This window comes from Noviherbaspirillum denitrificans, assembly GCF_002211445.1.
Taxonomy (GTDB): Bacteria; Pseudomonadota; Gammaproteobacteria; order Burkholderiales; family Burkholderiaceae_D; genus Noviherbaspirillum; species Noviherbaspirillum denitrificans.
In genome coordinates this window covers 3,022,431-3,048,257 of record NZ_LSTO01000001.1, presented here as the reverse complement: position 1 = coordinate 3,048,257, position 25,827 = coordinate 3,022,431, and the positions used below count along the sequence as shown (strand labels likewise).

Sequence of the window (25,827 nt, the reverse complement as noted above, 5' to 3'; positions counted from 1 at the left end):
AGGGCACCGGTGCACGGGGCGCACCCTACTTTTTTCTCTGGACGAACTATTTTTCAGACGAAGCGGCCGATCTTCTTCTCCACCGCCGCACGTACCGATCCGCTGGTCACGAAGGATTGCGCCACCTGGATATCGTTGTGGAACCAGCGGTCGCCTTCCAGGCACGCCGGAATCTGGCGCCGCACTTCTTCGTACGCGGCTTGCGTACCCTGTCCCAGAACGAAGCCCGGCAGCAGCGATTCGGTCATCGTCAGCGCCTGCGCGGCGAGCAGCATTTCCACGCCGATGATGTACTGCGTATTGGCAACCACCGTGGCCGCCTTGCGTGCGCACCAGGTTGAATTCGAGATGTGGTCTTCGCTGTTGCCCTTGGATGGGATGCTGTCGACGCTGCCCGGCATGCACAGCGTGCGGTTTTCCATCACCAGCGAACTCATCGAGCACTGCACCACCGGATAACCGGTATTGACGCCGCGGATGCCGGTCATCAGGTTGCGCGGCAAGCCCCACGACAGCGTGGGGTCGATCAGGCGCGCGATACGGCGTTCGCAGATGCTGCCGAGGTCGGTGATCGCCATCGCGAGCAAGTCCATCGCCTGCGCGAGGTACTGGCCGTGGAAGTTGCCGCCGGAAATGATCTCGAAACCGCCGCCATCCTTGCCAAAGATCAGCGGGTTGTCGGTGGCGGAATTGATTTCCTTGGCGACGATGGTGTCGATGTAATCGAGCGCATCGAAGACCGGTCCGTACACTTGCGGCGCACAGCGCAGCGAATACACATCCTGGATGCGCGGCGTGTAGGGGATGTCGCTGCGGCGCAGTTCATCGGGGAATTGCACGGCGCGCGCCTCGTGCGTGGTGCGGGTCGAGCCCTTGAGCAGGTTGCGGATGATGGCGGCGGTCTTGACCTGGCCGGCGTGCGGACGGGCGAGGTGGATACGCTCGTCGAAACCGGCCATTTCGGCACGCATCGCTTCCAGCGTCAGGCCGAGCGACAGGCAGGCATCGGACAGCAGGTTGCGCGCATCGTGCGCGGCCAGCACCGCCGCCGCGAGCGACACGGTGCAGCCGTTGATCAGCGCTGACGCGTCCTTGGCCTTGAGGTCGAATTGCACCGGGCCGACGCCGGATTTCAGGATCGCTTCCGGCGCACTCATGCGCTTGCCCTGGTACATCACTTCCGCTTCATTGAAACCGGCGATGGCGGCTGCCAGGTAGGACAGCGGCGCGAGGTCGCCGGAAGCGCCGACCGATCCCTTTTGCGGCATCACTGGATGGATACCGGCATTGATGAAGGCCAGCAGGCGGTCGACCACTTCGACACGCGGGGCGGAATAGTTGCTGGCGAAGGCATTGGCGCGCAACAGCATGGTGGCGCGGCTGACTTCTTCGGAGAACGGCTCGCCCATGCCGGCGGCGTGCGCGCGGATCATCTGGGTCTGGAACAGTTCGATGTGCTCAACCTTGATGCGGGTGTCTTTCAACAGGCCGACACCGGTGTTGAAGCTGTACATCATCGGCGCATCATCGTGCATCCAGGTGGATTCGATGTAGTCGCGGCTTTGCTTGAGCGCGTCGCGCGACGATTGGGCGAGGCCGACCTTGACTTGCGGGTCGCGGGCGATCGCGATGACTTGTTCTGCGGTGAGGGTGAAGCCGTCGATGTGGATGGTGGTCATATCTGTTCCGTTAAGTGTGTCTGTTGAAAGGATATTTCGTACTGTCGGCGGTCAGGATTGCGCCTTGAAGTGTTCGACGAATCGCATGAAGATGCTGGCGGCGATGTCCGCGTCTTCGGCGGTCATCGTTTCGTCCGGGTGATGGCTGATGCCGCCATTGCCGCAGCGGACGAACAGCATGGCCACATCAGTCAGCCCGGCCAGCGCCATCGCGTCGTGCCCCGCGCCGGAAGGGAGGCGGCGCAGCGGCAGGTCGAAGCCGGCAATCGCGCTGGCGAGCTGTTCCTGCAGCCAGCCGGCGCAGGGGACGCTTTTCGCTTCATGCGTCTGGTGAATGTCGAGGCTGACATTGCGGCGTGCGGCGATGTCGCGCATCGCCGCCATGACGTCGTTCACCGCTGCAAGGCGGACATCGTCGCTTTCGGCGCGGATATCAATCGTGAACACGGCTTTGCCCGGCACGACGTTGGCGGCGCCGTTCGGCACTTCGAGTTGTCCGACAGTACCGACGAGGCCGGGAATGCCGGAGCAGCGCTTTTCGATGGTCAGGCCGATTTCCGCCGCCGTCATCGCCGCGTCTCGGCGCAGTGTCATCGGCACGGTGCCCGCATGGCCGGCGAGGCCGACCGCGGTCACCATGAAGCGTGAGGCGCCTGAAATGGCGGTCACCACGCCGACGGGCAGGTTTTCGTCGAGCAGGACAGGTCCTTGTTCGATATGCACTTCCATGAAGGCCAGCGCCTTGGCGGGATCAAACGCACAGCCGTCGATCGCGTCTGCCGAGAGCCCGGCGGCAGTCATGACTTCGCGCATCGTCCGGCCTTCATTGTCGCGCTTGTCGAGCACTGTCTTGTCGAAGCTGCCGGCAATGGCGCGGCTGCCCAGAAGCGTGGCCTTGAAACGGACGCCTTCCTCTTCGGCAAAACCGATGACTTCGAGCGCAAACGGGAAGCGGCGTTCCTGGCGGTTCCATTCCGCGATACAGGCGATCGGCAGGATGATGCCGAGGTTGCCGTCGTACTTGCCCGCGTCGCGGACGGTGTCGAAATGGGATCCCGTGAGCAGCGACGGCGCGTCCGGCGACTGTCCTTCATAGCGGCCGATCACATTGCCCGCATTGTCGCGCCGCACGGTCATGCCGGCTTCCCGCATCCACTGCGCGAGCTGGTTTGCCGCGCCACCATGTGCCGGGGTGAGGTAGGTGCGCGTCAGCATTCCGGGCGCTTCCGTATGCCGGGCGAGCTCGTCGGCCCAGCGCATGATGCGTGCCCCTTTGTCTGTCGCCTGAATCATTGAGTCTCCTTCGTATTCTGTGCGAAGCTGGTTTTCGAATGCAATGATTGTATACAAAAATAGTGTGCGTATGTTGTATATTATCGATCGTGGCTGTTATAGTTCGCATAAGGGATTTCACATCTTCCGCGGGGTGGATGAACGCGTTCCGTACCGGGAATATCGAATAAGCGGATGGTTATTCGTCTTATCAGGCAAATTGCTTGCCTATAGCATCATCATGGCGGGGAGGGCAGTGTTCCTCGGCAGGCTCTTAATGATGAATGGAGAAAACAATGGCAAAACTGGGATTCATAGGATTGGGCATCATGGGGGCGCCCATGGCGGGGCATCTGCAGAAGGGCGGACATTCGCTTTTCGTGCATGTAAGGAGCAAGGCGCCGGCAGCGCTGATCGACGGCGGAGCGACCCTCTGCGCGTCAGGTGCGGAAGTCGCGCAGAACGCCGATATCGTTTTCCTCATGGTGCCCGACACGCCGCACGTGGAGTCGGTGCTGTTCGGCGAGCATGGCGTGGCAGAGGGACTGACGGCGGGGAAGATCGTGGTCGACATGAGCTCCATTTCTCCGATTGCCACCAAGGATTTCGCCAAGCGCATCAATGCGCTCGGCTGCGAATACCTCGACGCGCCGGTGTCCGGCGGTGAAGTTGGCGCCAAGGCGGCATCGCTGACCATCATGGTCGGCGGACCGGAAAGTGCTTTCAACACGGTCAAGCCGCTGTTCGAGCTGATGGGCAAGAACATCACGCTGGTCGGCGGCAACGGCGACGGACAGACGACCAAGGTCGCGAACCAGATCATCGTCGCGCTCAACATCCAGGCAGTGGCCGAAGCACTGCTATTCGCATCGAAGGCGGGCGCCGATCCGGCACGCGTGCGGCAGGCATTGATGGGCGGCTTTGCTTCGTCGCGCATCCTCGAAGTGCATGGCGAGCGCATGGTCAAGCGCACCTTCAATCCGGGCTTCCGCATCGAGCTGCACCAGAAGGACCTGAACCTCGCGCTGCAGGGCGCGAAGGCGCTCGGCGTGTCGCTGCCCAATACCGCCACCGCGCAGGAATTGATGAACGCCTGCGCCGCCAACGGCATGAGCGGTCTCGACCATTCGGCGCTGTGCCGTGCGATCGAGATCTTGTCCAACCACCAGATTGCGGAAGCCTGACATGCAGAATTCAAACACCTACCCGCGCGACCTCATCGGCTACGGCCGCAACATCCCGCACGCGCGCTGGCCCGGCGGCGCACGCATTGCCGTGCAGTTCGTGCTGAACTACGAGGAAGGCGGCGAGAACTGCGTGCTGCACGGCGACAAGGCCTCCGAGCAGTTCCTCTCGGAGATCGTCGGCGCCGCGGCTTACGAGGCACGGCATATGTCGATGGAGTCCATCTACGAGTATGGATCGCGTGCCGGGGTATGGCGCATCCTGCGCGAATTCGAGCGGCGCAAGCTGCCGTTGACCGTATTCGGTGTCGGCATGGCCTTGCAGCGCCATCCCGACCTCACGCAAGCATTCGTTGAACTCGGCCATGAAATCGCATGCCACGGCTGGCGCTGGATTCATTACCAGCACATGGATGAAGCCACCGAGCGCGAGCACATGCGCATCGCGATCGACATCCAGCGCCAACTGACCGGGCACGCGCCGCTCGGCTGGTACACCGGGCGCGATTCTCCGCAGACCCGGCGGCTGGTGGTGGAGCAGGGCGGATTCACGTATGACTCTGATTACTACGGCGACGACTTGCCTTTCTGGACGGAGGTGGAACTCTCCGACGGTACGAGCAAGCCCCATCTTGTCGTTCCCTATACGCTCGACGCCAATGACATGCGCTTTGCAACACCGCAGGGCTTCAACACTGGCGAACAGTTCTTCCAGTACCTGAAGGACAGTTTCGACGTGCTGTACGCCGAGGGCGACCCGCAACAGGAGGACCGTCCGAAGATGTTGTCCATCGGCATGCATTGCCGGCTGCTCGGCAGGCCGGGGCGTTTTCGCGCGCTGCAGCGCTTCCTGGATCATGTGCAGTCGCATGAGCATGCCTGGGTCTGCCGCCGCATCGACATCGCGAACCACTGGATCGAGACCCATCCCTGGGAAGCAGCCGGGAACGGGAGCAAATGAACGGCGAGGCACATCCGGACTGGTGCTCGTCGCCTTCGCACTGCCGGGCATGAACTTGCGGTCGGCGCTCGCGGCGATCGGTCCGCTGCTCGACACGATCCAAATGGCAACCGGCATGGACAATGCCCAGCTCGTCATTGCAATGCGCTTTGCACCGGCATCTTCCCGTATCGGTAAAGCTCGTATCCAATCATTGGATACAAGAATAAGCGTGCATTAAATGTATACTTTTATTGTTGCAAATTCATAGCAGCTATACCGGCTGGGCGCCTGTCCCCGCCCGAGCGTCCGGTATGGTGTGGAAATAACTGTTGCGGATGACCCGGATGCCAAAAGCCAACGAAGAAAAAGACAGTGCGGCGCAAAGCGCGAACGAGATCGCGAACGACATCGCCGCCGCCATCGCTGGCCGCAAGCTGCCGCCGGGGACCAAGCTGCGCGAAGAAGCGCTGGCGCGGGTCTATTCTGTCAGCCGGACCAAGATTCGGGCGGCGCTGCTGCTGCTGTCGAAGGACAAGCTGATCGACATCGTCCCGGACAAGGGCGCCTTCGTCAGCCAGCCCACCGAAAAGGACGCACGCGAGATTTTTGCCGCGCGGCGCATCATCGAAGCGGCAGTGGTGAAGGAATTCGTCGCCAAGGCACAGGCCAAGGATTACAAGGCACTGGAAAACCACCTGAAAAGCGAGCGCGCCGCACTGTCAGTGCAGGATTCGAAGATGAGGTCGCAATTGCTTGGCGATTTCCACGTCCTGCTCGCGCAAATCGCCGGAAACCAGGTGCTGGCCGAAATCCTGGCCGAACTGGTCGGGCGCAGTTCGCTGATCACGATGCTGTACCAGTCTGACCGCGATGCGGTCTGTTCATCCGACGAGCATGCGGACTTCCTGGCGGCGGCAAAGGCCGGGAAGGTGGACAAGGCGGTCAGCTGCATGCTTTCCCACCTCGACCATGTGGAAGCTGCGTTGCAGTTTGATACCGGCGCCAAGGATGCAAGGAAAGACCTGATCGCCGCGCTGCTCGCATAGGTTGGATAAGAACGATTGGGTCACTTCGGCGGTACGAAAAATTTCGGCTGTGCTTTGCATTGATTTTAGTCAACGCAAAATTTTCCTTGAAAATCAATAAGATGGGTTGCTCACCTGCAACTTGTCCACAGAATTGACCACAGGAATTGTGGGAAAGTCGACCGCAAAGGCGTTTTCGGCGCTTCATGTGTCAGTTCGCGAATTCCTTGACTACGGTTATGGCAGTGTTGCTGTGCAACATTCATAATCCCCGTCGCAAGACGTTTCCTTGCTCCCCGGTTATGTAATCATACGGGCGGCTGGAGGCGAATCCCGTGTCGCACGCCGTCGGCATTTCCGCGGCGTTCGGCCCCCGATATTGACACTCCGGCCCGGCGCCTTCCGTCAGGGCGGACAGGAAAGCATGTCCTACGCAAAAATGACCGCGGCACGCCAGCGCGTCGGCTATACGCCGGCGACGGGGCGAATCCTGCTTCGGCGGCGCGTCCGGGGCATGCTGGGCAAAGCGCCCGTACTTTCGCTTTCAAGCACAGGTGGAACCATGACATCGACGACCGCGCACATCACGTCAACCCCGGCCAAGCAAAGCTGGACGCCTTTCGAATTGCTCATGCTTGCGCCGCTCGGCGCCTTGGTCTGGTATGTGGCCACACAGCCGCTCGTCCTGCACACGGAACCGTCGACGGCCGCTCCGGTTGCCGAGGCGCCCGCAGCACCGGCCACCACGCTCGACCCGGACGCGCCCGTATTTGTTGTAGGGGCGCAGTCGACGCTGGAACAACGTATTGCCCCTGTCGCCCGCGTCATGATTGAAGGGGTAGAACCTCCTGCTGCCGCACAGGCAGCCGAGCCTGCTGTCGCCACCCCGCCGGTCGCAGCAACGTCCCCAGTTGCAGAGGCCGTGCCGCAGGTTGCAGCCGTTGCGCAGCCTGCGCCCGCAGTTCCTGCTGCTCCCGCACAACAAGTCGCTTCTTCGGCGCGCATCGCGATCGCCGACGGAACCGGCGTCGACGGCCTCGCCAAGGATATTGCCGTCGCCATGGAGCAGGCGGGCATGGCCGTGGCAAAAACGGCCAGCCTGTCCGCGGGCTCGCAGCGCCGCACCGTCATCTTCTACCGTGATGGCTTCGAGGAGGAAGCGCGCCGCCTGAGCCGCGTCTTCGCACAGCCGCCCGCGCTGGTCGCCAATACGCATCCGGGCGGTAGCGCGGACGACTACGACGTACGCCTCGTGCTTGGCAGCGCGGCCGCCCGCGACAAAGGCCTGCTTGCACGCAAGGGTAGCTGATTCACTGCATCCAGCGGCATTCGATACCGCGCAGCCGCGATGTCCGGAGGAAGGACTCGACCTCCTGCGCGGTCAACGGCTGGCAAAGCAAGAAGCCCTGGATTTCGTCGCACTGGCAGCGCTGGAGGAAGCGTATCTGTTCGAAGGATACGACGCCTTCCGCCACCACGCGCAGGTGCAACTGGTGCGCCATCGCAATGGTGGCGCTGACGATCGTCGCGTCGTCCGCATCCTCCGTCAGGTCCCGCACAAACGATTTATCGATCTTGAGGGTGTCGATCGGCAGCCGCTTGAGCTGGCTGAGCGAGGAATAGCCGGTGCCGAAATCGTCGATCGAAAGTGAAATGCCCATTTCCTGGAATTCCATCAGCGTCCGCATTGACGCCTCCAGGTTCTGCATCAGGCTGCTTTCGGTGATTTCCAGTTCGAGGCATTCCGGCGCGATGCCGGTTTTCTCCAGCGCCTGCGAAACGATGTGCGTGATGCGGCCCGACTGAAGCTGCAGCGGCGAAATGTTGACGGACACCTTGATTGGCGCCAGTCCGTGTTCCTGCCAGGACTGCATCTGCTTGCATGCGGCATGGAGCACCCATTCCCCCAGCGCCTCGATCATGCCTGTCTCCTCGGCCAGTTCGATGAAATTGCCGGGATAGACCATGCCCTTGTGCGGATGGTCCCAGCGGACTAGCGCTTCGACACCGACGATCGTCTGCCGCCACAGGTCAAGCCGGGGCTGGTAATGCAATACCAGTTCATCGCGCTCGATCGCGAGGCGCAGGCTGTTTTCCTGGTTCAGTCGCGCCAGTGCGTGTTCATTCATGCCGGGCTCGTAGAAGCGGAACATCCCCTGGCCGGCATCCTTGGCTGCGTACATCGCCAGGTCGGCATGCTTGAGCAGGGCGAAAGGATCGCTGCCATCGTCCGGGTACAGGCTCGCGCCGATGCTGGTTGTCACGCTGAGATTGTGCCCGTCGAGGTTGAGGGGTTCGGAAACGATGCCCAGCAATACCGTCGCGACATGCTGCACGTGCGCGGTGCCCTGGATGTTCTCAAGCACGACCACAAACTCGTCGCCTCCCAGCCTGGCGACCGTATCCACGTCCCGCACGGCGGACCGCAGGCGTTTTGCCACCGCGCACAGCAGCAGGTCGCCCTTGTCATGACCAAGGCTGTCGTTGATGACCTTGAAGCGGTTCAGGTCCATGAACAGCACGGCCATCCCGTTACCGAGCCGGCGCGCCTGCTCGATCGCGTGTTGCAGGCGGTCATGCAGGAGGTTTCGGTTGGGCAGGCCGGTCAGCGCGTCATGGTTGGCCAGGTAAAGGATGCGGCTTTCGTTGCGTTTTCGCTCGCTGACGTCCTTGATGAATCCGTTGACGCCGACAACGAGGTGGGCAAGCATGTTGGGAACCAAGGCGACGCTTGCGTCCAAGGTACTGCCATCCTTGCGGCGGCAGCAAAACTCGAAGGTCTGCGGTGCGCCGTTCAGCGATTTGCGGAAGGCATCCAGGACGATTTCCGCATCGACATCGCCGACCAGTGCGTCGAATGCAAGGCCGGCCAGGTCTTCGCGACGATGTCCGGTGAGCTCTGCAAGCGCGCTGTTTGCGGAGGCAATGACGCCGCGCCGGTCAAACGCGGCCACGCCATCCGGATGATGGGCGAACAAGACGTCGAAGTTGTGCTGCCAGTTCCGCACGGCATCAGCCAGGAAGCGGTTCCAGAGGCGGATGTCCGTGTTCGACAGGACAAAGCGGGCCGCCTTTCCATCGACGTCCCGGTCAGTGTGCCAGCGGCTCAGCATGGTGATGCGAACGCCGTCCTTCCTGTATCCCACCAGCTCGCCCTCCCAGTGGCCGGAATCCGACGCATGCTTGCACGCCGCATGGAATTGACCCGCGAACTCGCCCGAGAGGAGCTGCGTGAACGCACAGCCGATTGCTTCGGATGCGTCATAGAGGAACATGCGGCATGCGCCGGCATTCCAATACACGATGTGTCCATCCGTATCGATTGCCATCACGGCGTCCCGAAGGCTTTCAACGATGGGGTGGCGTTCAAGCGGCCCGGTGGCCTGTGCCTCGCGGAATCCGTTTCCGATCAATGTTTGCTCCGTCTTCATTTGCCTCGCCGCGGCCTGCCGTCTCTGTTCCGTATGAATTGAAGAGTAGTGTCGCTTCAACTGCAATTGATCGCCATATTGCAAAACAATTCCGTGCGGTTCATAGGGGAATTGACTCGAAATGGTCTAAACTTCATGCACTTTTCGTCATGAAACCGAGCCAATGAGCAAGATGTCGCATTCTTCCGCCGGCAACGCCGCGTCGGTTGTCCGCAGTTCCCTGGATTTTCCTGTCGTCGGCATTGGCGCTTCCGCCGGCGGGCTGGAAGCGACGACGGGATTGCTGAAGGCAACGCAGGCCATGCCTGGAATGGCGTTCGTGGTCGTGCTGCACCTGTCGCCAGACCAGCGGAGTTCGGCTGCCGAGTTGCTCCAGCACGCCACGTCGATGCCGGTCGTCATGGTGACGAAAGCCACGCCGATCGAAATGAATCATGTCTATGTGATTCCGCCGAACAGGCAGCTGTCCATGAATGATGGATACCTGAAGCTGACGGAATTCGACCGGCCCGTGGGCGCGCGTGCGGCGATCGACATCTTCTTCCGCACCCTGGCCGATACCCATGGCGACAAGGCCTTTGCCATCGTGCTGTCGGGCGCCGGGTCGGACGGCGCCGTCGGGATTACACGGATCAAGGAGCAGGGCGGCGTCACGCTCGTGCAATATCCGGGCGAAGCGGCGCACGACAGCATGCCGCTTGCCGCCATCACGACCGGCACCGTGGATTTCATCCTGCCCGTGAAAGAGATGCCGCAGAAGCTGGCCGATCTCTGGGCCAATGCGCAGGCAATTGCGCTGCCTTCGATCGAGGACAGGGAAGACGTCCTGCATGGGGACCCGGCCGAATCCGGCGATGATGCCGAGGCATCATTGCAGAAGATCATCAGCCTCCTGCGCCTGCATACCGGCCACGATTTCCGCCACTACAAGCGCCCGACGGTCTTGCGCCGCATCGAGCGCCGGCTGCAGGTGCGCGGTGCGTCGACGCTGCCGGCCTATCTTTCGATCCTCGAATCCGATGCCAGCGAACACGGCGCCTTGCTGCGCGACATGCTCATTGGCGTCACGAATTTCTTCCGTGACCGCGAATCCTTCGAGGCGCTCGAGAACACCGTCCTGAGCGAGCTGGTCCGCGCCAAGCATCCGGGCGAACCGATCCGGGCCTGGGTGCCGGCCTGCTCGACCGGCGAGGAAGCGTATTCCATCGCCATGGCACTCGCCGACCAGGCGGCGCTGGTCAACAAGCCGCCGAAAATCCAGGTGTTCGCTTCCGATATCGACGAGCGTGCGATCAGTACGGCGCGCAGCGCGCTCTATCCGGGATCGATCATCGCCGATGTGTCGCCGGAACGCCTGCAGCAGTATTTTTCCAAGGAAGAGGACCGTTACCGGATCCGCAAGTCGATCCGCGACCTGGTCCTGTTCGCACCGCACAATGTGCTGCGCGATCCGCCTTTCTCCAAGCTCGACCTGATTTCCTGCCGCAATCTGCTCATCTACCTGAACCGGGAAATGCAGACGCACATCCTCGAGATGTTCCATTTCTCGCTCAATCCGGGCGGCTATCTCTTCCTGGGCAGTTCCGAGTCTGCCGACCTGACGTCGAACATCTTCACGCCGGTCGACAAGAAAAACCGCATCTACCAGGCAAAGTCGCTTTCGCGCGGACGCTTCGCGCCGTCGCTGCCCGGTTATGCGACGACGCGGCACCAACACCTCGATGTGTCGCCCGTCCCGGCCAAGCGCCAGTTCTCCTTTGCCGAGGTGCACCAGCGCGTCCTGGCGCAGTACGCTCCGCCGAGCGCCATCGTCAACCACGAGTCCGATATCGTCTACATGTCGGACCGGGTAGGGCGCTTCCTGCGGCATGTGGGCGGCGAACCGTCGCGCAACCTCGTGTCGCTGGTGCATCCCGAGCTGCGGGTCGAACTGCGCACCGCGCTCTTCCAGGCGGTGCGCAGCGGCAAGAGCGTCGAGGCGCGCCGAGTCCGCCTGAACCGGGACGGCCGCCTGTACTTCGTCAACATGACGGTGCGTCCTTTCCGCGACGACGATGCGGGGGCTGACCTTGTGCTCGTGCTGTTCGACGAGGTCGAGCAGACCATGAGCGACGAGGCGCAGTCCGAAGGGGAAAAGAAGGATGCGGTGCTGACGCAGCTCGAGGAAGAGCTGCAGCGCACCAAGGAGCAGCTGCAGGAGACCATCGAGCAGTCCGAGGTATCCAACGAAGAACTCCGGGCATCGAACGAAGAACTGCAGGCCATCAACGAGGAATTGCGTTCGGCGACCGAGGAGCTGGAAACCAGCAAGGAAGAGCTGCAGTCGGTCAACGAGGAACTGAGCACCGTCAACTACGAGCTCAAGTCGAAGGTCGAGGAAACCGGCAAGGTCAACGACGACCTCAACAACCTGATCGCCTCGGCGGACATCGCGACGATCTTCGTCGACCGCGGGATGCGGATCAAGCGTTATACGCCGCGCGCATCCGATATTTTCAACATCATTCCGACGGATATCGGCCGCTCGCTGCTGGATATCACGCACCGCCTGAATTATCCGGAACTGGCGCAGGATGCGTCGGATACCTTCGATACCCTGCGTCCGGTCGAGCGCGAGGTGCGCAGCCTCGACGGACGTTACTACATCGCACGCCTGCTGCCCTACCGTACGACGGAAGACCATATCGAAGGCGCGGTGATGACCTTCTTCGATATCACCAGCCGCCGCGAGGCGGAAGAGCAGTTCCGCGCCGGCGAGGAGCGCATGCGCCTGGTGGCCGAGAGCATGAAGGATTACGGCATCGTCACGCTTGACGCGGACGGCCACATCACCAGCTGGAGCAGGGGAGCCGAGCTGATCTTCGGCTATACCGAAAGCGAAGTGACAGGCCTGCGCGGGGACATCATGCTGCTGCCGGAAGACCGGGCCAGCGGCATCTTCGAAAGCGAGATGCGCCGCGCACGGGACGAGGGCCGCGTCGAGGATCAGCGATGGGTGGCACGCAAGGACGGCGGCCGCCTGTTTGCCAGTGGCGTGATGGTGCCGCTCAAGGAAGGCAGCCGCGAAGGGTTTGCAAAGATCATGCGCGACGAAACCGACCGCGTCGAGATGGAAAGCCGGCGCGAGGCGGCCCTGTCCAGCGAGCATTCGGGACGCACCAGCGCGGAAAACGCGAGCGCGATGAAGGACGAGTTCCTCGCCATCATGTCGCATGAATTGCGCAACCCGCTCAACCTGATCCATATGAACGTGGAGCTCCTGGCGCGCCTGGCGGACGTGCAACAGTCGCCCATGGGCATCAAGGCACTCAACAATATCCGCGCAGCGGTAGCGAACCAGTCGAAAGTGATCGAGGATGTGCTCGACCTGTCGCGGATCCAGACCGGCAAACTCGCGTTGTCGTTGTCGACGGTCGATTTCTCCGCACTGGTGCAGGATTTGGGTGGCGCATGCAAGGACGATCCGGCAGCGCACGACCGGAACATTGACGTCACTATTGCTGATGCCCAGTTGCTGGTCCATGCGGATCGCGTCCGGCTCGACCAGGTCGTTCTCAACCTGTTGAACAATGCAGTCAAATTCACCCGTCCGGGCGGCCGCATTTCGATCCGGCTCGGCAAGTCCGGGCGCAGTGCCGTGCTGGAGGTCATCGACGACGGCAAAGGCATTTCACCGGATTTTCTGCCGCATGTCTTCGACATGTTCCGCCAGGGCGAAGGCGGTGCGAGCCGGAGCAATGGCGGGCTTGGCATCGGGCTCGCGCTGGCACGCCACATCGTGGAATTGCACAACGGGACAATTGAAGCCTCTTCCGGGGGGCCGGATCGCGGCTGTCTTTTCCGTGTCAGCCTGCCTCTTCGCGGGCAGCCGCAGGACGATGGCGCAGTGCGGCCTGATCACCATCGCAAAGCGCTGGAAAACCTGCGCCTCCTGCTCGTCGACGACAACGCGGCTGCGGTCGAAAGCTTCCGCTACCTGCTGGAATTAGAGGGGGCGGAAGTGAGCGTGGCGCACAGTGCGGAGGAGGCGCTGGAGATGCTCGCCGGTAAGCAGCTGGACCTGATCATTTCTGACCTGGCCATGCCGCATATCGACGGATTCTCTTTCATGACCGAAGTGAAGAAGCGGCATCCGGACAGTGCGGTGGCGGCGATTGCGCTCAGCGGGCTGGGGCGCCCGCAAGACGCCGAGCGAGCGATGAGTGCAGGATTTTCGGCGCACCTGACCAAGCCGGTGACGATCGAACGATTGCGCGAGACCGTGGCGCACCTGATGCAGTCGAGACAGAACTGCAATTAATCCAGGATTCCGGGGTCGAATTTTTTCCTGCTTCGGCGGATGCCTTGCGGCGTCCGCCTTTCAACGATAGGAAAGACTCGATGCCTGCGAACTCCAGAATAGTCGTGATCGGGACCTCGGCCGGCGGTCCGGATGCGCTTCGGCGCCTGCTCAAACGGTTGCCGGCGGATTTTCCCGCGCCTGTCCTGGTGGTCATGCACGTGGGCAGCCGCTACAGCATCATGCCCCGTATTCTTGAAAGGGATGCGAATCTTCCCGTCCGGCATGCGGTCGACGCCGAACCGATCAAGCCCGGCGTGGTCCTCATGGCGCCGCCCGACCGGCATTTGCTGGTGGAAGACGGCATTGTCCGCGTGACCCGGGGCCCGAAAGAGAATTTCTCCCGCCCGGCAATCGATCCCCTGTTTCGCTCCGCGGCCTTGTACTACCGGGAGAATGCGATCGGCGTGATTCTGACCGGGCTTCTCGACGATGGAACGATCGGCCTGCAGGCCATCAAGGCCTATGGCGGGCTAGCCCTGGTGCAGGACCCGCTCGATGCGGATGAGCCAGCCATGCCGCGCAGTGCGATCAACCATGTCCAGGTCGACGCCTGCCTGCCGGTCGAGGAGCTCGCCGACTGCCTCGTTCAACTGGCCGGATCGGCTTCGGAACAGGTTCCCATTGCCGCGTATATGCATCCCATCGAGGTCCAGGGGCGATTCGACCTGCGGCAGAAAACGGAGATGAATGCGTTGAGCGAAATCGCCGTTGCCTCCGGGCTGACCTGTCCGGAATGCCATGGCTCGCTGTGGGAAATCAAGGGCAGCAATCCGCCCAATTTTCGCTGCCACACCGGGCATGTATACACGGCTCAAGGCTTGAACACCGCACAGGACGCCGTGGTGGAGGAGGCGATCTGGGCGGCTGTCAGGGCGCTGCACGAGAAACAGATGCTGCTGCACCGGCTCGCCGCCTCGGCGGAAGCCGCAAACCAGACGGCGGTCTTCGACGAACATCTGGCGACGGCCGAGAATGTGGCCCGCCATGCGGAAACCCTGCGGCGCATTATTTCGCGCGGCTCGGATACCTGACGTTCCGCGTATTCTCCTGAATGCTTCCCGGTGTGGGGGCATATTCCTGTTTTGCATTGCCTGAGCAAGGCAGAAGGCGTCTTTTCGCTTGCCAAAAGATTGCGCCGGAGGCAATCTTTTTCGTGCTTTTGAAAAATTTCCGACTTTATTGTTAGGTCTTATGTCTTATAGAAGACTTGTTCAGGTACAATATCGCCAGTACAGGCAGGTCAGGATTGTTCCTTGTCTTTTCTATAACCCCAACTCTGGAAGAGCACACTCATGCTAGCAGCGTACCGTAACCATGTCGCCGAACGGGCGGCCCTCGGCATTCCTCCGCTCCCGCTATCCGCGGCGCAGACCAAGGAACTGGTTGAACTCCTGAAGAACCCGCCGGCAGGTGAGGAGCAGGTCCTGGTCGACCTGTTGACCAACCGCGTTCCCGCTGGCGTGGATGACGCCGCCAAGGTCAAGGCCGCGTTCCTGGAAGCCGTTGCCAAGGGCACCGAGAAGAGCCCCCTGGTTTCGCGCGAGCTGGCCACCAAGCTGCTGGGCACGATGCTCGGCGGTTTCAACATCAAGCCGCTGATCGACCTGCTGGGCGATGCCGCTGTTGGTACCGTGGCCGCTGAAGGCCTGAAGAAGACGCTGCTGATGTTCGACTACTTCCACGACGTCAAGGAACTGGCCGACAAGGGCAATGCCAACGCCAAGGCCGTGATCCAGTCCTGGGCCGACGCCGAGTGGTTCACCTCCCGTCCGGAAGTCCCGCAGAGCATGACCCTGACCGTGTTCAAGGTCTCCGGCGAAACCAATACCGACGACCTGTCGCCCGCTCCGGATGCGACGACCCGTCCCGACATCCCGATGCACGCGCTGGCAATGCTGAAGAATGCACGCCCCGGCATCAACCCGGACGAACCGGGCAAGGTCGGCCCGATCAAGCAACTCGAAGCACTGAAGGCCAAGGGCAACCTGGTCGCCTACGTCGGCGACGTGGTCGGCACCGGATCTTCCCGCAAGTCCGCGACCAACTCGGTCCTGTGGTTCACCGGCGAAGACATCCCCTTCATCCCGAACAAGCGTTTCGGCGGTGTCTGCCTCGGCAGCAAGATCGCTCCGATCTTCTACAACACGATGGAAGATGCCGGCGCGCTGCCGATCGAACTCGACGTCAACAAGATGGAAATGGGCGACGTCATCGAACTGCGTCCGTACGAAGGCAAGGCCCTGAAGAACGGTGAAGTCATCGCCGAATTCAAGGTCAAGTCCGACGTGATCTTCGACGAAGTCCGCGCAGGTGGCCGTATCCCCCTGATCATCGGCCGCGGCCTGACCGCCAAGGCACGTGAGGCACTCGGCCTGGCACCGTCCACGCTGTTCCGCCTGCCGCAGAACCCGGCCGATTCCGGCAAGGGCTTCTCGCTCGCACAGAAGATGGTCGGCCGCGCATGCGGCCTGCCGGAAGGCCAGGGCGTTCGTCCGGGCACCTACTGCGAACCGAAGATGACCACCGTCGGCTCCCAGGACACCACCGGCCCGATGACCCGTGACGAGCTGAAGGACCTGGCTTGCCTCGGCTTCTCCGCCGACATGGTGATGCAGTCCTTCTGCCACACCGCTGCCTATCCGAAGATCGTCGACGTCAAGATGCACCAGTCGCTGCCGAGCTTCATTTCGACCCGTGGCGGCGTATCGCTGCGTCCGGGCGACGGCGTGATTCACTCCTGGCTGAACCGTCTCCTGCTGCCCGACACCGTCGGCACCGGCGGCGACTCGCACACCCGCTTCCCGATCGGTATCTCCTTCCCGGCAGGTTCCGGCCTGGTGGCATTCGCTGCCGCAACCGGCGTCATGCCGCTCGACATGCCGGAATCGGTACTGGTCCGCTTCAAGGGCGAGCTGCAGCCGGGCGTCACGCTGCGTGACCTCGTCAACGCGATCCCGCTGTACGCAATCCGCCAGGGCCTGCTGACCGTCGAGAAGAAGGGCAAGAAGAACATCTTCTCCGGCCGCATCCTCGAAATCGAAGGCCTGCCGAAGCTGAAGGTTGAACAGGCATTCGAACTGTCCGACGCGTCCGCAGAGCGTTCCGCCGCAGGTTGCACGGTCCACCTCGACAAGGAACCGATCGCCGAGTACATGACCTCGAACATCACCCTGATGAAGTGGATGATCGCCAACGGTTACCAGGACAAGCGCACGCTCGAGCGCCGCATCAAGGCGATGGAAGCATGGCTGGCCAAGCCGGAACTGCTGAAGGGCGACGCCGATGCCGAGTACGCAGCCGTCATCGACATCGACCTGGCCGACATCAAGGAACCGATCGTCGCCTGCCCGAACGATCCGGACGATGTGAAGACCCTGGCCGAAGTCGCCGGCGACAAGATCGACGAAGTGTTCGTTGGTTCCTGCATGACCAACATCGGCCACTTCCGCGCGGCGTCCAAGCTGCTGGAAGGCAAGACCGACATTCCGGTCCGCCTGTGGATTGCTCCGCCGACCAAGATGGACCAGCAGGTGCTGACCGCCGAAGGCCACTACGGCAACCTCGGCCGTACCGGCGCCCGCATGGAAATGCCGGGCTGCTCGCTGTGCATGGGTAACCAGGCACAGGTCCGCAAGGGTTCCACGGCAATGTCGACTTCGACGCGCAACTTCCCGAACCGTCTGGGACTGGATACGCGCGTCTACCTCGGCTCCGCTGAACTCGCGGCTGTCTGCGCGATGCTCGGCAAGATCCCGACCAAGGAAGAGTACATGGCGAATATCGGCGTGATCGACAAGAACGCGTCCGACATCTACCGCTACATGAACTTCGACCAGATCGCGGAATTCCGCGAAGTGGCGGACACGGTCCAGCTGTAATCGCTTTTCCGCACGGTTCTTCCCGTGCAATGGCGGAAAAGGGCTTCCTCGCGGGGAAGCCCTTTTTGTTTTTCTGTTCTTTCCACCGGCCAATCATTTGAGTTGAGGAAACTCAAAGCCCGGCAGTGCCATCCCGCTAACATCACTGCATACATGCTTTTCTGAGAAGAACAAGATGTAAGTACCGGAGCCGGCGGTATGGAAACGTACCGGCACCAATTCCAGGCCCTCCCCAAGCGGAGGGCCTTTCCATTTGCGGCATGCGCGCCGGAACCTTTCAGTTTCCGCAAGACCTAATTTTGTGGACATTGCAGGAGGTCGCCATGCTTCACAGTGCCAATGCGCTTCGGGGATTCGCCATCGCCGCCACCGACGGCGAACTGGGCAGCGTCAAGGACGTGTACTTCGACGATGCCGCATGGACAATCCGCTACCTCGTCGTGAACACCGGCGGCTGGCCCAACGGCTTCGATGTCCTGCTGTCGCCGATGTCGGTGCTGGCGGAGGAGTGGGGCCATCGTGCGCTGCGCGTCGGGCTCACGATGCAGCAGATCCGGAACAGCCCCAGCATCGATACCGCCAAGCCGGTCGAGCGTCAGCATGAAGAAGAATTTAACACCTATTACGGCTATCCCTACTACTGGGCGGGGCCGCATCGGGGATCCGCGGTTTATCCTGGCGTGGTGGAGAAAAGGCCGCTCGATACGGCCGACGAACTGGCGATCCGGAAGCGGATGGCCGAGGAGCGCGCGCACGCCGATCCGCACCTGCGCAGCTGCCACGAAGTGGTCGGCTACCACATCCATGCCATTGACCGGCAGATCGGTCATGTCGAGGACTTCCTGTTCGACCAGGTTGACTGGTCTATCCACCTGATGGTCGTGGACACGCGCAAATGGCTGGTCGGCAAGCATGTGCTGATCCCGCCGCGCGAGATCAGCAGGGTGAGCTGGGAAGACCGGACTGTGCTCGTGAATGCCACGCGGGACCAGGTGGAGCACAGCCCCGAGTACGATGAAGCGCATCCGCCCGAGAGCGGGGCGGAGCTGGAGATGTTTCGCGTACGTAATGCGGGCGAGACCGGCGCATCGCACCGGCCTCAGTGATACGCCTGCTCAGTTCTTGGTGTCCTTGTCCTGGTGCATGTACGAATAGCGCGGCCGGTTTTCGTCCTCGGACGGCCGGCGGTCGGCGTATTCCTGTTCCTCGATCACGTCGATGTACTGGCTGCCGTCCATCGGCTTGCCGGCAAACGGGCTTGCGGGGATGTTCTGGCGGGCGGCCTTCCTGGCGTCGGACTTGCGGGAGAGGTGGTGTTTCATGACTGGTTCCTTGCCTGTACGGGGAGGGACCGAAAGCGGGGCTGCAGTGCCGCTCCCCAGGTTGCTGTAAGACCAGTATAGACAGTATTGGCGAGAGCGCAGGGCGCTACGCAGCCACTGCCGTATCCACCAGGCGTCCGCGGTAGAGCGCGGCGATCAGGTCGGATTGCGTGATCATGCCGGCCAGCCGCCGCTCGCTGTCGAGGACCGGCACATGGTGCAGACCAATGTCGGACAGTAGGGGCACCAGTTCGACGATATGCATGTCGTCGCGCACGGTGCGCACCTGACGCGTCATGATTTGGCCGACCACTTCTGCCTTCTCTGCGTGCAGCCCCGGCGTGCGCCGGATGAAATGGCGCAGCTTGGTGTCAAAGCCGTCGTACACGTCGAGGTTGGCGTTTTTCATGAAATCGACAAAGGTGACGATGCCGATCACGCGCCGCGCGCGGTCCACCACCGGCAGCGCTTTTACCTTGTGCTTGCGCAGCAGCATCCAGGCTTCTTCCAGCTCGGTGCCGAATTCGACCGTCACGATGTCGCGCGACATGATGTCGGCACAGGTGATTTCCTCGTAGCGCCGGCGGTAGGCCTGCATTTCCGCCTGCATGAACAGCGTGCCGAGGTCGTCTCGGTTCACGTCCAGCACTTCGTTGTACTTGTCGAGCACCGCATCGAGATCGCCCTGGGTGAAGCCGAGGCGGTTGCTGGGCGGCGCGTCGCCGGTGTTGTGCTTGCTCGCCTCTGTCTGGTGCCGGTGCGGATAGCGGTGGCGCGTCGCATTGTTGAACACGAGCGCCACGATAAGCATCAGTACCGAGTTGACGGCAACCGGCGCCAGCGCGAAGCCGAATCCGGCGGCGTGGATTGCCGGGCCGCCGAGGACGGCGGTTACCGCGATGGCGCCGCCAGGCGGATGCAGGCAGCGCAGCGCGAACATCGCGGCAATCGCACAGGAGCCGGCGAGGGCTGCGGCCAGTGCCGAGTCGCCGGCAACGCGGAAGCAGACAACACCAATCAGCGCCGACAGGACATTGCCGCCGAGGACGCTCCACGGCTGGGCCAGCGGGCTGGAAGGCAGGGCGAAGAGGAGGACGGCCGATGCGCCCAGCGGCGCGATCAGCATCGGCAGGCTGGCATCTGGGCCCAGCGCGAGGCGGCTTGCCAGCGCGGTCAGGAAAATGCCGATCAGCGTGCCGCAGCAGGCGCGCAGGCGCTCGGTGCGGCTGACCGCCATGGGGCGGGGGAGGCAGTCGCGGAAAAACTGGAAAAACCTGGTCAATCGAAACTCCGGACACAACAACCGGCCTTTGAAGGCGGTCAAAGGAGTTGAGTCTACACGAAACGCACCTTTTTGGTGCGAAGTAACATGACTGCGATCAAGCCTTGAGGTAGCGTTTCACGCCGTTTTTCTTGAGCACTTCGCCCCAGGATTCGATGTGATAGATCTCGCCGACCTTGTGCAGGACGACGCCGAATTCCTCGCGCAATCGTTGCACCTCGGCATCGATGGTCTCGCGGTCATGGCCGGTCAGGTCGGCGATGGCTGAAACAGTGGGGCGTTCCAGCAGGTCTATGGCAGACAAGAGGACGAAAAGGCGGCGCGCATCGTGGCCGGGATATTGCGGTACGCCAAAATGGTTTCTCGGAAAGGTCATTGCGATTCTCCTGCCCTGGGCGGCCGAGAGGCCGGAACGGGCTTCTTATTTGCATTGCGCTTGCCGTTGGCACTGACTGATTGTAGACCGAATCGCGCAAGGCGGTGGCGATGAAAATTCGCGCATGCACGCGGTAAAAATTTCAGCCGGAGAGCCAATCAAGTCCCCTTGCGCAGTGCCGGACGCAGGCATGTTTTTCGCTGCGGCGATAGCGGAAAGGAGCGTCGACATGAAATTTCAGCTCAAGAAAATCCCCGAACAGGTCATCGTCATTACAGGTGCCACCAGCGGCATCGGATTGACGACGGCGCGCAAGGCGGCGCAGCGCGGCGCAAAGCTCGTGCTGGTCGCCCGCAACGAGGATGCCTTGAGGCAGCTGACGTTCGAACTCGCGAAACGGGGCAACGAGGCCATTCATGTCGTCGCCGACGTCGGCATCGAGGAAGACGTGCGCAAGGTGGCGCAAGCGGCGATCGACCGCTTCGGCGGCTTCGATACCTGGGTCAACAATGCAGGTGTGTCGATCTTTGGCAGGACCGAGGATATTGCCATGGAGGATCAGCGGCGCCTGTTCCAGACCAATTTCTGGGGCGTGGTGCATGGCTCGCTGGTGGCCGCAAGGCATCTCAAGCAGCGCGGAGGCGCGATCATCAACATCGGCAGCGAAGTGTCGGACCATGCGCTGCCGCTTCAGGGCATGTACAGCGCCTCGAAGCATGCGGTGAAGGGCTTCACGGATTCGCTGCGACTGGAGCTGGAGGCGGAAAAGGCGCCGGTTGCGGTGACGCTCATCAAGCCGGCCGCGCTGGACACCATGTTCGTCGAGCATGCGAAGAACTACATGGAGGTCGAGCCGCGCCTGCCGCCGCCGGTCTATGCGCCCGGCATCGCCGCCGATGCCATCCTGTACGCCGCGGAAAATTTCAAGCGCGACATCTTCGTCGGCGGGGCTGCGCGGCTCGCGTCGTCCACCGCGTATTACGTGCCGCGCACAATGGACAGCTACATGAAGCGCTTCCTTTTCCGGCAGCAAAAGACCCGCGTGCCGGCGCGCGACCGCAACCAGAACAGCCTGCATCAGCCAGGCCCGGATCTGCTTGAGCGGCAGGGGCTGCCCGGCCCGATATTCGAGTCGAGCCTGTACACCAGCGCCGCCATCCACCCGCGCATTGTGACTGCGGTGATGTTCGGCGTCGGCCTCGTCCTTGCAGCCTGGTGGCGTGGCCGCCCGCAGCAGGCGCCGGGCTGATTGCCATGCACAGCGGAATTGATCAATTTGTCATATTGGGAGAAACGCCATGCCAAACCTGAGTAATGGGCAACTTGCCGACCTTAAACACGTGCTTGCGGCGCGCTTCAAGGATCTCAGCGCGGAGCTGGACCGCGAAGTGAGCGACCAGGATGACTACTCTGATGTTGCTTCCGAAGCGCCGGACCCCGGCGATTCCTCGTTCGCCAACCTGTCGGTCGACCTGGGCAATGCCGCGATCACGCGTGACGTTGTCGAACTGCGGGCCATCGAGGCGGCGCGCATCCGCATGGAAAACGGGACGTACGGCATCTGTGTCAGCTGCGAAACCGAGATTCCCTTTGAGCGCCTCAAGGTGCAGCCGACTGCCGAGCGCTGTGCTCCATGCCAGCAGGCATGGGAGAAAACGCACGCGGACGGGGCACGCGGCGCGACCATGTAAGTCCAGTGTCCCGGCGGCATCGCGAGATGTCGCTGGCACTTGCCGCACCCGGCCCTTGTTACCGTACAATCGCCACATATTTCACGGTAAAAGGAGGATGGGATGGATGCGGCACTACGTGAGACACTGAAGCAGATGCCCAAGGCGGAACTGCACATGCACATCGAAGGCTCGCTCGAGCCGGAACTGATTTTCGCGCTGGCGGAGCGCAACCAGGTCAAGCTGAACTATGCCTCGGTCGAAGAACTGCGCCGCGCCTATGCATTCACCGACCTGCAATCCTTCCTCGACATCTACTATGCAGGCGCGAGCGTGCTGCTCAAGGAGCAGGATTTCTACGACATGACCTGGGCCTACCTGCAGCACGCGCGGGAAGACAATGTAAAGCATGCGGAAATCTTCTTCGACCCGCAGACGCACACCGACCGCGGTGTACCGTTCGGCACCGCGATCAACGGCATCCATCGCGCGCTCAAGGATGCGCGGGCAGAGTGGGGCATGAGTTCGGCGATCATCATGTGCTTCCTGCGGCACCTGTCCGAAGAGGCGGCATTGGAAACGCTGGAACAATCCATGCCTTACAGGGACAAAATCATCGGCGTCGGGCTCGATTCGTCCGAGCGCGGCCATCCGCCGGAAAAATTCGCACGCGTGTTTGCACGCTGCAAGGAACTGGGCCTGCGCCTCGTCGCGCATGCGGGCGAGGAGGGACCGCCGGAATACATCCGCACCGCACTCGACCTGCTGAAGGTCGAGCGCATCGACCACGGCGTGCGCTGCCTCGAAGACCCGGCGCTGACGCAGCGTCTGGCGCGCGACAAGGTGCCGCTGACGGTCTGCCCGCTGTCCAACATCAAGCTGCGCGTGTTCGACAAGGTGGGCGACCATAACCTGGTGAAACTGCTGGACGCCGGCCTCACGGTGACGGTCAATTCCGATGACCCGGCCTATTTCGGCGGTTACGTGAACGAGAACTTTGTGCAGATGTTCGATGCGCTGCCGCTGGACAAGAACCATGCGTACCGGCTGGCGCGCAACAGCTTCGCGGCGTCTTTCCTCGATGCGCAGGCAAAGCAGAAATTCCTGGATGAAGTGGACGCGTTCTTCGAGCAGTAATCCATCCTGACCTCAGGAGGGGCGATGGCTGAAACTCTCTCCGCCGCCGCACTGGCCGGCGGCCTGTCCTGGGCCAGCGGCATACGGCTGTACATGACGCTGTTTGTCGCCGGCTGGTTCGGTCGCGCCGGCTGGATCGACCTGCCTCCGGCGCTGGAAGTGCTGCAGTCGCCCTGGGTCATGGCGGTCACCGGCGCCTTGCTGCTGGTCGAATTCCTTGCCGACAAGGTGCCCGGCGTCGATTCCGCCTGGGATGCGGTCCAGACCTTCATCCGTGTGCCTGCCGGGGCCGTGCTCGGTGCGGCGGCGCTGGGCGAGATGGGTTCGGAGTGGACCGCCATTGCCGCGCTGCTTGGCGGCACCGTTGCCGCCGGCGCCCATGTGACCAAGGCGGGCAGCCGCGCGCTGATCAATACCTCGCCCGAGCCGTTCAGCAACTGGGCGGCTTCTTTCACTGAAGACGTCGGCGTGCTCGGCGGACTGTGGATGGCCTTCTTCCACCCGCTGGTGCTGTTTGCCTTCCTGATCGCATTTTTCCTCGTCGCACTGTGGCTGATGCCGAAACTCTGGCGCGGCCTGCGATGGATTTTCCGAAAGTTGAGTACCTGATGCTGAAACAGGCATTGCGGATGACCCGCCGCGACTGGCGTGCGGGCGAACTTCGTTTCCTGCTGGTTGCGATGATCGTTGCGGTGGCATCGCTGTCGTCGGTCGGATTCTTCGTCGACCGCATGCGTGCCGGACTGACGCGCGACGCGCATCGCCTGCTCGGCGCCGACCTCGTCATCAATGCCGACCAGCCGGTCCATCACGCCTGGCGCGAGGAGGCGCAGAAACGCGGACTGATGCTGGCCGATACCGTGACCTTCCCAAGCATGGCGCTGGCCGGGGAGGGGGACGGCACGCGTTCGCAGCTTGCTTCGGTGAAGGCGGTCTCGCCAGGCTACCCGCTGCGCGGTGCGCTCCGCATTGCGAACGAGCCTGAGGCGCCCGATGCAGAGACACGCGACATCCCCGCGCCCGATACCGTATGGGTGGATGCAGGGGTGTTACAGGCGCTTGATGTCGGCATGGGCGATCCGATCCGTCTTGGCGACAAGACTTTCCGCATCGCCAAGGTGATTGCGATCGAACCCGATCGTGGCGCCGGCTTCATCAATTTCGCGCCGCGCGTGATGCTGCCGCTCGAAGACCTAGCCGCCACCAACCTGATCCAGTTCGGCTCGCGCGTCAGTTACCGGCTGCAGGTCGCCGGCGATCCCGAGCGCGTGTCCGCATTCCGGCGCTGGGTGCAGGACCGGATCGAGAGCGACTACGTGAAAGGCGTGCGCGTCGAATCGCTGGAATCCGGACGGCCGGAAATGCGCGCGACGCTGGATCGCGCGGAACAGTTCCTGTCCTTGGTCGGACTGCTGTCCGCCATGCTCGCGGCTGTCGCGGTCGCGATGGCGGCACGGCGCTTCATGCTGCGCCATCTAGACGCCTGCGCGATGCTGCGCTGCCTCGGTCTCACGCAGAACCAGGTTACCGCGATGTACCTGGTCGAATTCCTGGCAGTCGGTCTCGTCGGCAGCCTGCTCGGCGCAGCGGTCGGCTTTGCCGCGCATTTCGTGCTGCTGGAATGGCTCGCCCGACTGGTGACGCACACGCTGCCGCCCGCGAGTTTCATTCCCGCGGTGCAAGGCGTGGCGACTGGCCTGGTGCTGCTGGTCGGATTCGCGATTCCGCCCATCCTGCAATTGCGCAACGTGCCACACAACCGCGTCATCCGGCGCGAGCAGGATGCACCGCAACCCATGACGCTGGCAACCTACGCGCTCGGACTGTCCGCCTTCACCGGCTTGCTGCTGTGGCAGTCGGGCGATCCCAAGCTCGGGCTGCTGACGGCAGCCGGTTTCTTCGGCGGATTTGCCGCATTCGCGCTCGTTGCCTTCCTCGGCCTGAAGTCGCTGCGTTTCCTGCGGCCTGCGATCAACCATCCGAGCTGGCGCTTTGCGGTCACGGCCCTTCAGCGCCGCACCGGCGCGACGGTGGTGCAAGCGGTGTCGCTCTCGCTGGGCCTGATGGCCTTGCTGCTGCTGACGGTGATTCGCGGCGACCTCGTGACCGCATGGCGCGAATCGACACCGCCCGATGCCCCGAACCGCTTCATCATCAATATCCAGAGGGAACAAAAGGCGGATATCGAAAAGCGCATTGCCGCAAGCAGCAAGGGACGCGCGATGCTCTATCCGATGATCCGCGGTCGCCTGGTGGAGGTGAACGGCCGCGCGGTGACGGTGGAGA

19 protein-coding genes and 1 pseudogene are annotated in these 25,827 nt (G+C 62.4%); 14 read left to right on the top strand and 6 right to left on the bottom strand.

Going from position 1 to position 25,827, the window contains the following annotated elements; genetic code table 11:
* Window positions 1-53 precede the first annotated feature (53 nt).
* Both AYR66_RS14740 and AYR66_RS14735 read right to left on the bottom strand, forming a co-directional pair.
* Window positions 54-1,679: an HAL/PAL/TAL family ammonia-lyase gene (locus tag AYR66_RS14740; RefSeq protein ID WP_088708111.1), complete on the bottom strand. Its 1,626-nt coding sequence runs from the start codon at window positions 1,677-1,679 to the stop codon at window positions 54-56.
* A gap of 51 nt (window positions 1,680-1,730) precedes the next feature.
* Window positions 1,731-2,972, bottom strand: a complete 1,242-nt coding sequence (locus AYR66_RS14735; protein ID WP_088708110.1) for an allantoate amidohydrolase — start codon at window positions 2,970-2,972, stop codon at window positions 1,731-1,733.
* A 275-nt stretch (window positions 2,973-3,247) separates the two neighbouring features.
* Here AYR66_RS14735 and glxR point away from each other — a divergent pair, with 275 nt between their 5' ends.
* From glxR to AYR66_RS14710, 5 genes and pseudogenes are all read left to right on the top strand, one after another.
* Complete coding sequence (gene glxR / locus AYR66_RS14730; protein ID WP_088708109.1) at window positions 3,248-4,135, top strand: 2-hydroxy-3-oxopropionate reductase; 888 nt, start codon at window positions 3,248-3,250, stop codon at window positions 4,133-4,135.
* Between the two features lies 1 nt (window position 4,136).
* Window positions 4,137-5,096: an allantoinase PuuE gene (gene puuE, locus AYR66_RS14725; protein WP_088708108.1), complete on the top strand. Its 960-nt coding sequence runs from the start codon at window positions 4,137-4,139 to the stop codon at window positions 5,094-5,096.
* Window positions 5,093-5,223 (top strand): annotated as a pseudogene (locus AYR66_RS30580) (MFS transporter); the annotation flags it as partial. The gene puuE and the pseudogene AYR66_RS30580, both read left to right, overlap by 4 nt.
* 199 nt (window positions 5,224-5,422) lie before the next feature.
* Window positions 5,423-6,124, top strand: a complete 702-nt coding sequence (locus tag AYR66_RS14715; RefSeq protein ID WP_088708106.1) for a GntR family transcriptional regulator — start codon at window positions 5,423-5,425, stop codon at window positions 6,122-6,124.
* Window positions 6,125-6,527: 403 nt separating this feature from the next.
* A complete protein-coding gene (locus AYR66_RS14710) occupies window positions 6,528-7,412 on the top strand; it encodes a LytR C-terminal domain-containing protein (RefSeq protein ID WP_088708105.1) in 885 nt (294 codons plus the stop codon).
* A gap of 1 nt (window position 7,413) precedes the next feature.
* On the opposite strand, the gene AYR66_RS14705 is transcribed toward AYR66_RS14710, so the two are convergent.
* Window positions 7,414-9,534 (bottom strand): sensor domain-containing protein, encoded by a 2,121-nt coding sequence (locus AYR66_RS14705; protein ID WP_088708104.1) that lies wholly within the window; start codon window positions 9,532-9,534, stop codon window positions 7,414-7,416.
* A 163-nt stretch (window positions 9,535-9,697) separates the two neighbouring features.
* On the opposite strand from AYR66_RS14705, the gene AYR66_RS14700 reads away from it, so the two are divergent.
* From AYR66_RS14700 to AYR66_RS14685, 4 genes are all read left to right on the top strand, one after another.
* On the top strand, window positions 9,698-13,834 hold the full coding sequence (locus AYR66_RS14700) for a CheR family methyltransferase (RefSeq protein ID WP_088708103.1): 4,137 nt from the start codon (window positions 9,698-9,700) through the stop codon (window positions 13,832-13,834).
* Window positions 13,835-13,878: 44 nt separating this feature from the next.
* Complete coding sequence (locus AYR66_RS14695; protein WP_206047182.1) at window positions 13,879-14,907, top strand: chemotaxis protein CheB; 1,029 nt, start codon at window positions 13,879-13,881, stop codon at window positions 14,905-14,907.
* Between the two features lie 261 nt (window positions 14,908-15,168).
* The gene (locus AYR66_RS14690; protein ID WP_088708101.1) at window positions 15,169-17,754 is read left to right on the top strand and encodes a bifunctional aconitate hydratase 2/2-methylisocitrate dehydratase; all 2,586 of its coding nucleotides are present in this window, start codon (window positions 15,169-15,171) and stop codon (window positions 17,752-17,754) included.
* A gap of 323 nt (window positions 17,755-18,077) precedes the next feature.
* Window positions 18,078-18,860 (top strand): PRC-barrel domain-containing protein, encoded by a 783-nt coding sequence (locus AYR66_RS14685; RefSeq protein ID WP_170942153.1) that lies wholly within the window; start codon window positions 18,078-18,080, stop codon window positions 18,858-18,860.
* A 9-nt stretch (window positions 18,861-18,869) separates the two neighbouring features.
* Here the strand turns inward: AYR66_RS14685 and AYR66_RS14680 are convergent, their stop codons facing one another.
* The 3 genes from AYR66_RS14680 to AYR66_RS14670 form a co-directional block, all read right to left on the bottom strand.
* Window positions 18,870-19,076 carry a hypothetical protein gene (locus AYR66_RS14680; RefSeq protein WP_088708099.1) on the bottom strand — a complete coding sequence of 69 codons (207 nt, stop codon included), beginning with the start codon at window positions 19,074-19,076 and terminating at the stop codon, window positions 18,870-18,872.
* Window positions 19,077-19,182: 106 nt separating this feature from the next.
* Window positions 19,183-20,358, bottom strand: coding sequence for an HPP family protein (locus AYR66_RS14675; protein WP_337367085.1), 1,176 nt, complete (start codon window positions 20,356-20,358; stop codon window positions 19,183-19,185).
* A gap of 97 nt (window positions 20,359-20,455) precedes the next feature.
* Complete coding sequence (locus AYR66_RS14670; RefSeq protein WP_088708097.1) at window positions 20,456-20,734, bottom strand: hypothetical protein; 279 nt, start codon at window positions 20,732-20,734, stop codon at window positions 20,456-20,458.
* A gap of 229 nt (window positions 20,735-20,963) precedes the next feature.
* On the opposite strand from AYR66_RS14670, the gene AYR66_RS14665 reads away from it, so the two are divergent.
* The 5 genes from AYR66_RS14665 to AYR66_RS14645 all read left to right on the top strand — a co-directional run.
* Window positions 20,964-21,983, top strand: coding sequence for an SDR family oxidoreductase (locus AYR66_RS14665; protein WP_088709829.1), 1,020 nt, complete (start codon window positions 20,964-20,966; stop codon window positions 21,981-21,983).
* Between the two features lie 49 nt (window positions 21,984-22,032).
* Complete coding sequence (locus AYR66_RS14660) at window positions 22,033-22,425, top strand: TraR/DksA family transcriptional regulator (RefSeq protein ID WP_088708096.1); 393 nt, start codon at window positions 22,033-22,035, stop codon at window positions 22,423-22,425.
* A gap of 102 nt (window positions 22,426-22,527) precedes the next feature.
* Window positions 22,528-23,541 carry an adenosine deaminase gene (locus AYR66_RS14655; protein WP_088708095.1) on the top strand — a complete coding sequence of 338 codons (1,014 nt, stop codon included), beginning with the start codon at window positions 22,528-22,530 and terminating at the stop codon, window positions 23,539-23,541.
* Between the two features lie 24 nt (window positions 23,542-23,565).
* The gene (locus tag AYR66_RS14650) at window positions 23,566-24,150 is read left to right on the top strand and encodes a DUF4126 domain-containing protein (RefSeq protein ID WP_088708094.1); all 585 of its coding nucleotides are present in this window, start codon (window positions 23,566-23,568) and stop codon (window positions 24,148-24,150) included.
* Window positions 24,150-25,827 (top strand): ABC transporter permease (locus AYR66_RS14645; RefSeq protein ID WP_088709828.1); only part of this gene is annotated, 1,678 nt, incomplete at its 3' end. The genes AYR66_RS14650 and AYR66_RS14645, both read left to right, overlap by 1 nt.

What these genes read in the sequence shown, in the direction of transcription:
- puuE (WP_088708108.1), top strand. Translation starts at nt 4,137, where the DNA reads ATGCAGAATTCAAACACCTACCCGCGCGACCTCATCGGCTACGGCCGC.
- AYR66_RS14705 (WP_088708104.1), bottom strand. Translation starts at nt 9,534, where the DNA reads ATGAAGACGGAGCAAACATTGATCGGAAACGGATTCCGCGAGGCACAG.
- AYR66_RS14685 (WP_170942153.1), top strand. Translation starts at nt 18,078, where the DNA reads ATGCTTCACAGTGCCAATGCGCTTCGGGGATTCGCCATCGCCGCCACC.
- AYR66_RS14710 (WP_088708105.1), top strand. Translation starts at nt 6,528, where the DNA reads ATGTCCTACGCAAAAATGACCGCGGCACGCCAGCGCGTCGGCTATACG.
- AYR66_RS14690 (WP_088708101.1), top strand. Translation starts at nt 15,169, where the DNA reads ATGCTAGCAGCGTACCGTAACCATGTCGCCGAACGGGCGGCCCTCGGC.
- AYR66_RS14700 (WP_088708103.1), top strand. Translation starts at nt 9,698, where the DNA reads ATGAGCAAGATGTCGCATTCTTCCGCCGGCAACGCCGCGTCGGTTGTC.
- AYR66_RS14650 (WP_088708094.1), top strand. Translation starts at nt 23,566, where the DNA reads ATGGCTGAAACTCTCTCCGCCGCCGCACTGGCCGGCGGCCTGTCCTGG.
- AYR66_RS14740 (WP_088708111.1), bottom strand. Translation starts at nt 1,679, where the DNA reads ATGACCACCATCCACATCGACGGCTTCACCCTCACCGCAGAACAAGTC.
- AYR66_RS14670 (WP_088708097.1), bottom strand. Translation starts at nt 20,734, where the DNA reads ATGACCTTTCCGAGAAACCATTTTGGCGTACCGCAATATCCCGGCCAC.
- AYR66_RS14735 (WP_088708110.1), bottom strand. Translation starts at nt 2,972, where the DNA reads ATGATTCAGGCGACAGACAAAGGGGCACGCATCATGCGCTGGGCCGAC.
- AYR66_RS14715 (WP_088708106.1), top strand. Translation starts at nt 5,423, where the DNA reads ATGCCAAAAGCCAACGAAGAAAAAGACAGTGCGGCGCAAAGCGCGAAC.
- glxR (WP_088708109.1), top strand. Translation starts at nt 3,248, where the DNA reads ATGGCAAAACTGGGATTCATAGGATTGGGCATCATGGGGGCGCCCATG.
- AYR66_RS14665 (WP_088709829.1), top strand. Translation starts at nt 20,964, where the DNA reads ATGAAATTTCAGCTCAAGAAAATCCCCGAACAGGTCATCGTCATTACA.
- AYR66_RS14680 (WP_088708099.1), bottom strand. Translation starts at nt 19,076, where the DNA reads ATGAAACACCACCTCTCCCGCAAGTCCGACGCCAGGAAGGCCGCCCGC.
- AYR66_RS14655 (WP_088708095.1), top strand. Translation starts at nt 22,528, where the DNA reads ATGGATGCGGCACTACGTGAGACACTGAAGCAGATGCCCAAGGCGGAA.
- AYR66_RS14660 (WP_088708096.1), top strand. Translation starts at nt 22,033, where the DNA reads ATGCCAAACCTGAGTAATGGGCAACTTGCCGACCTTAAACACGTGCTT.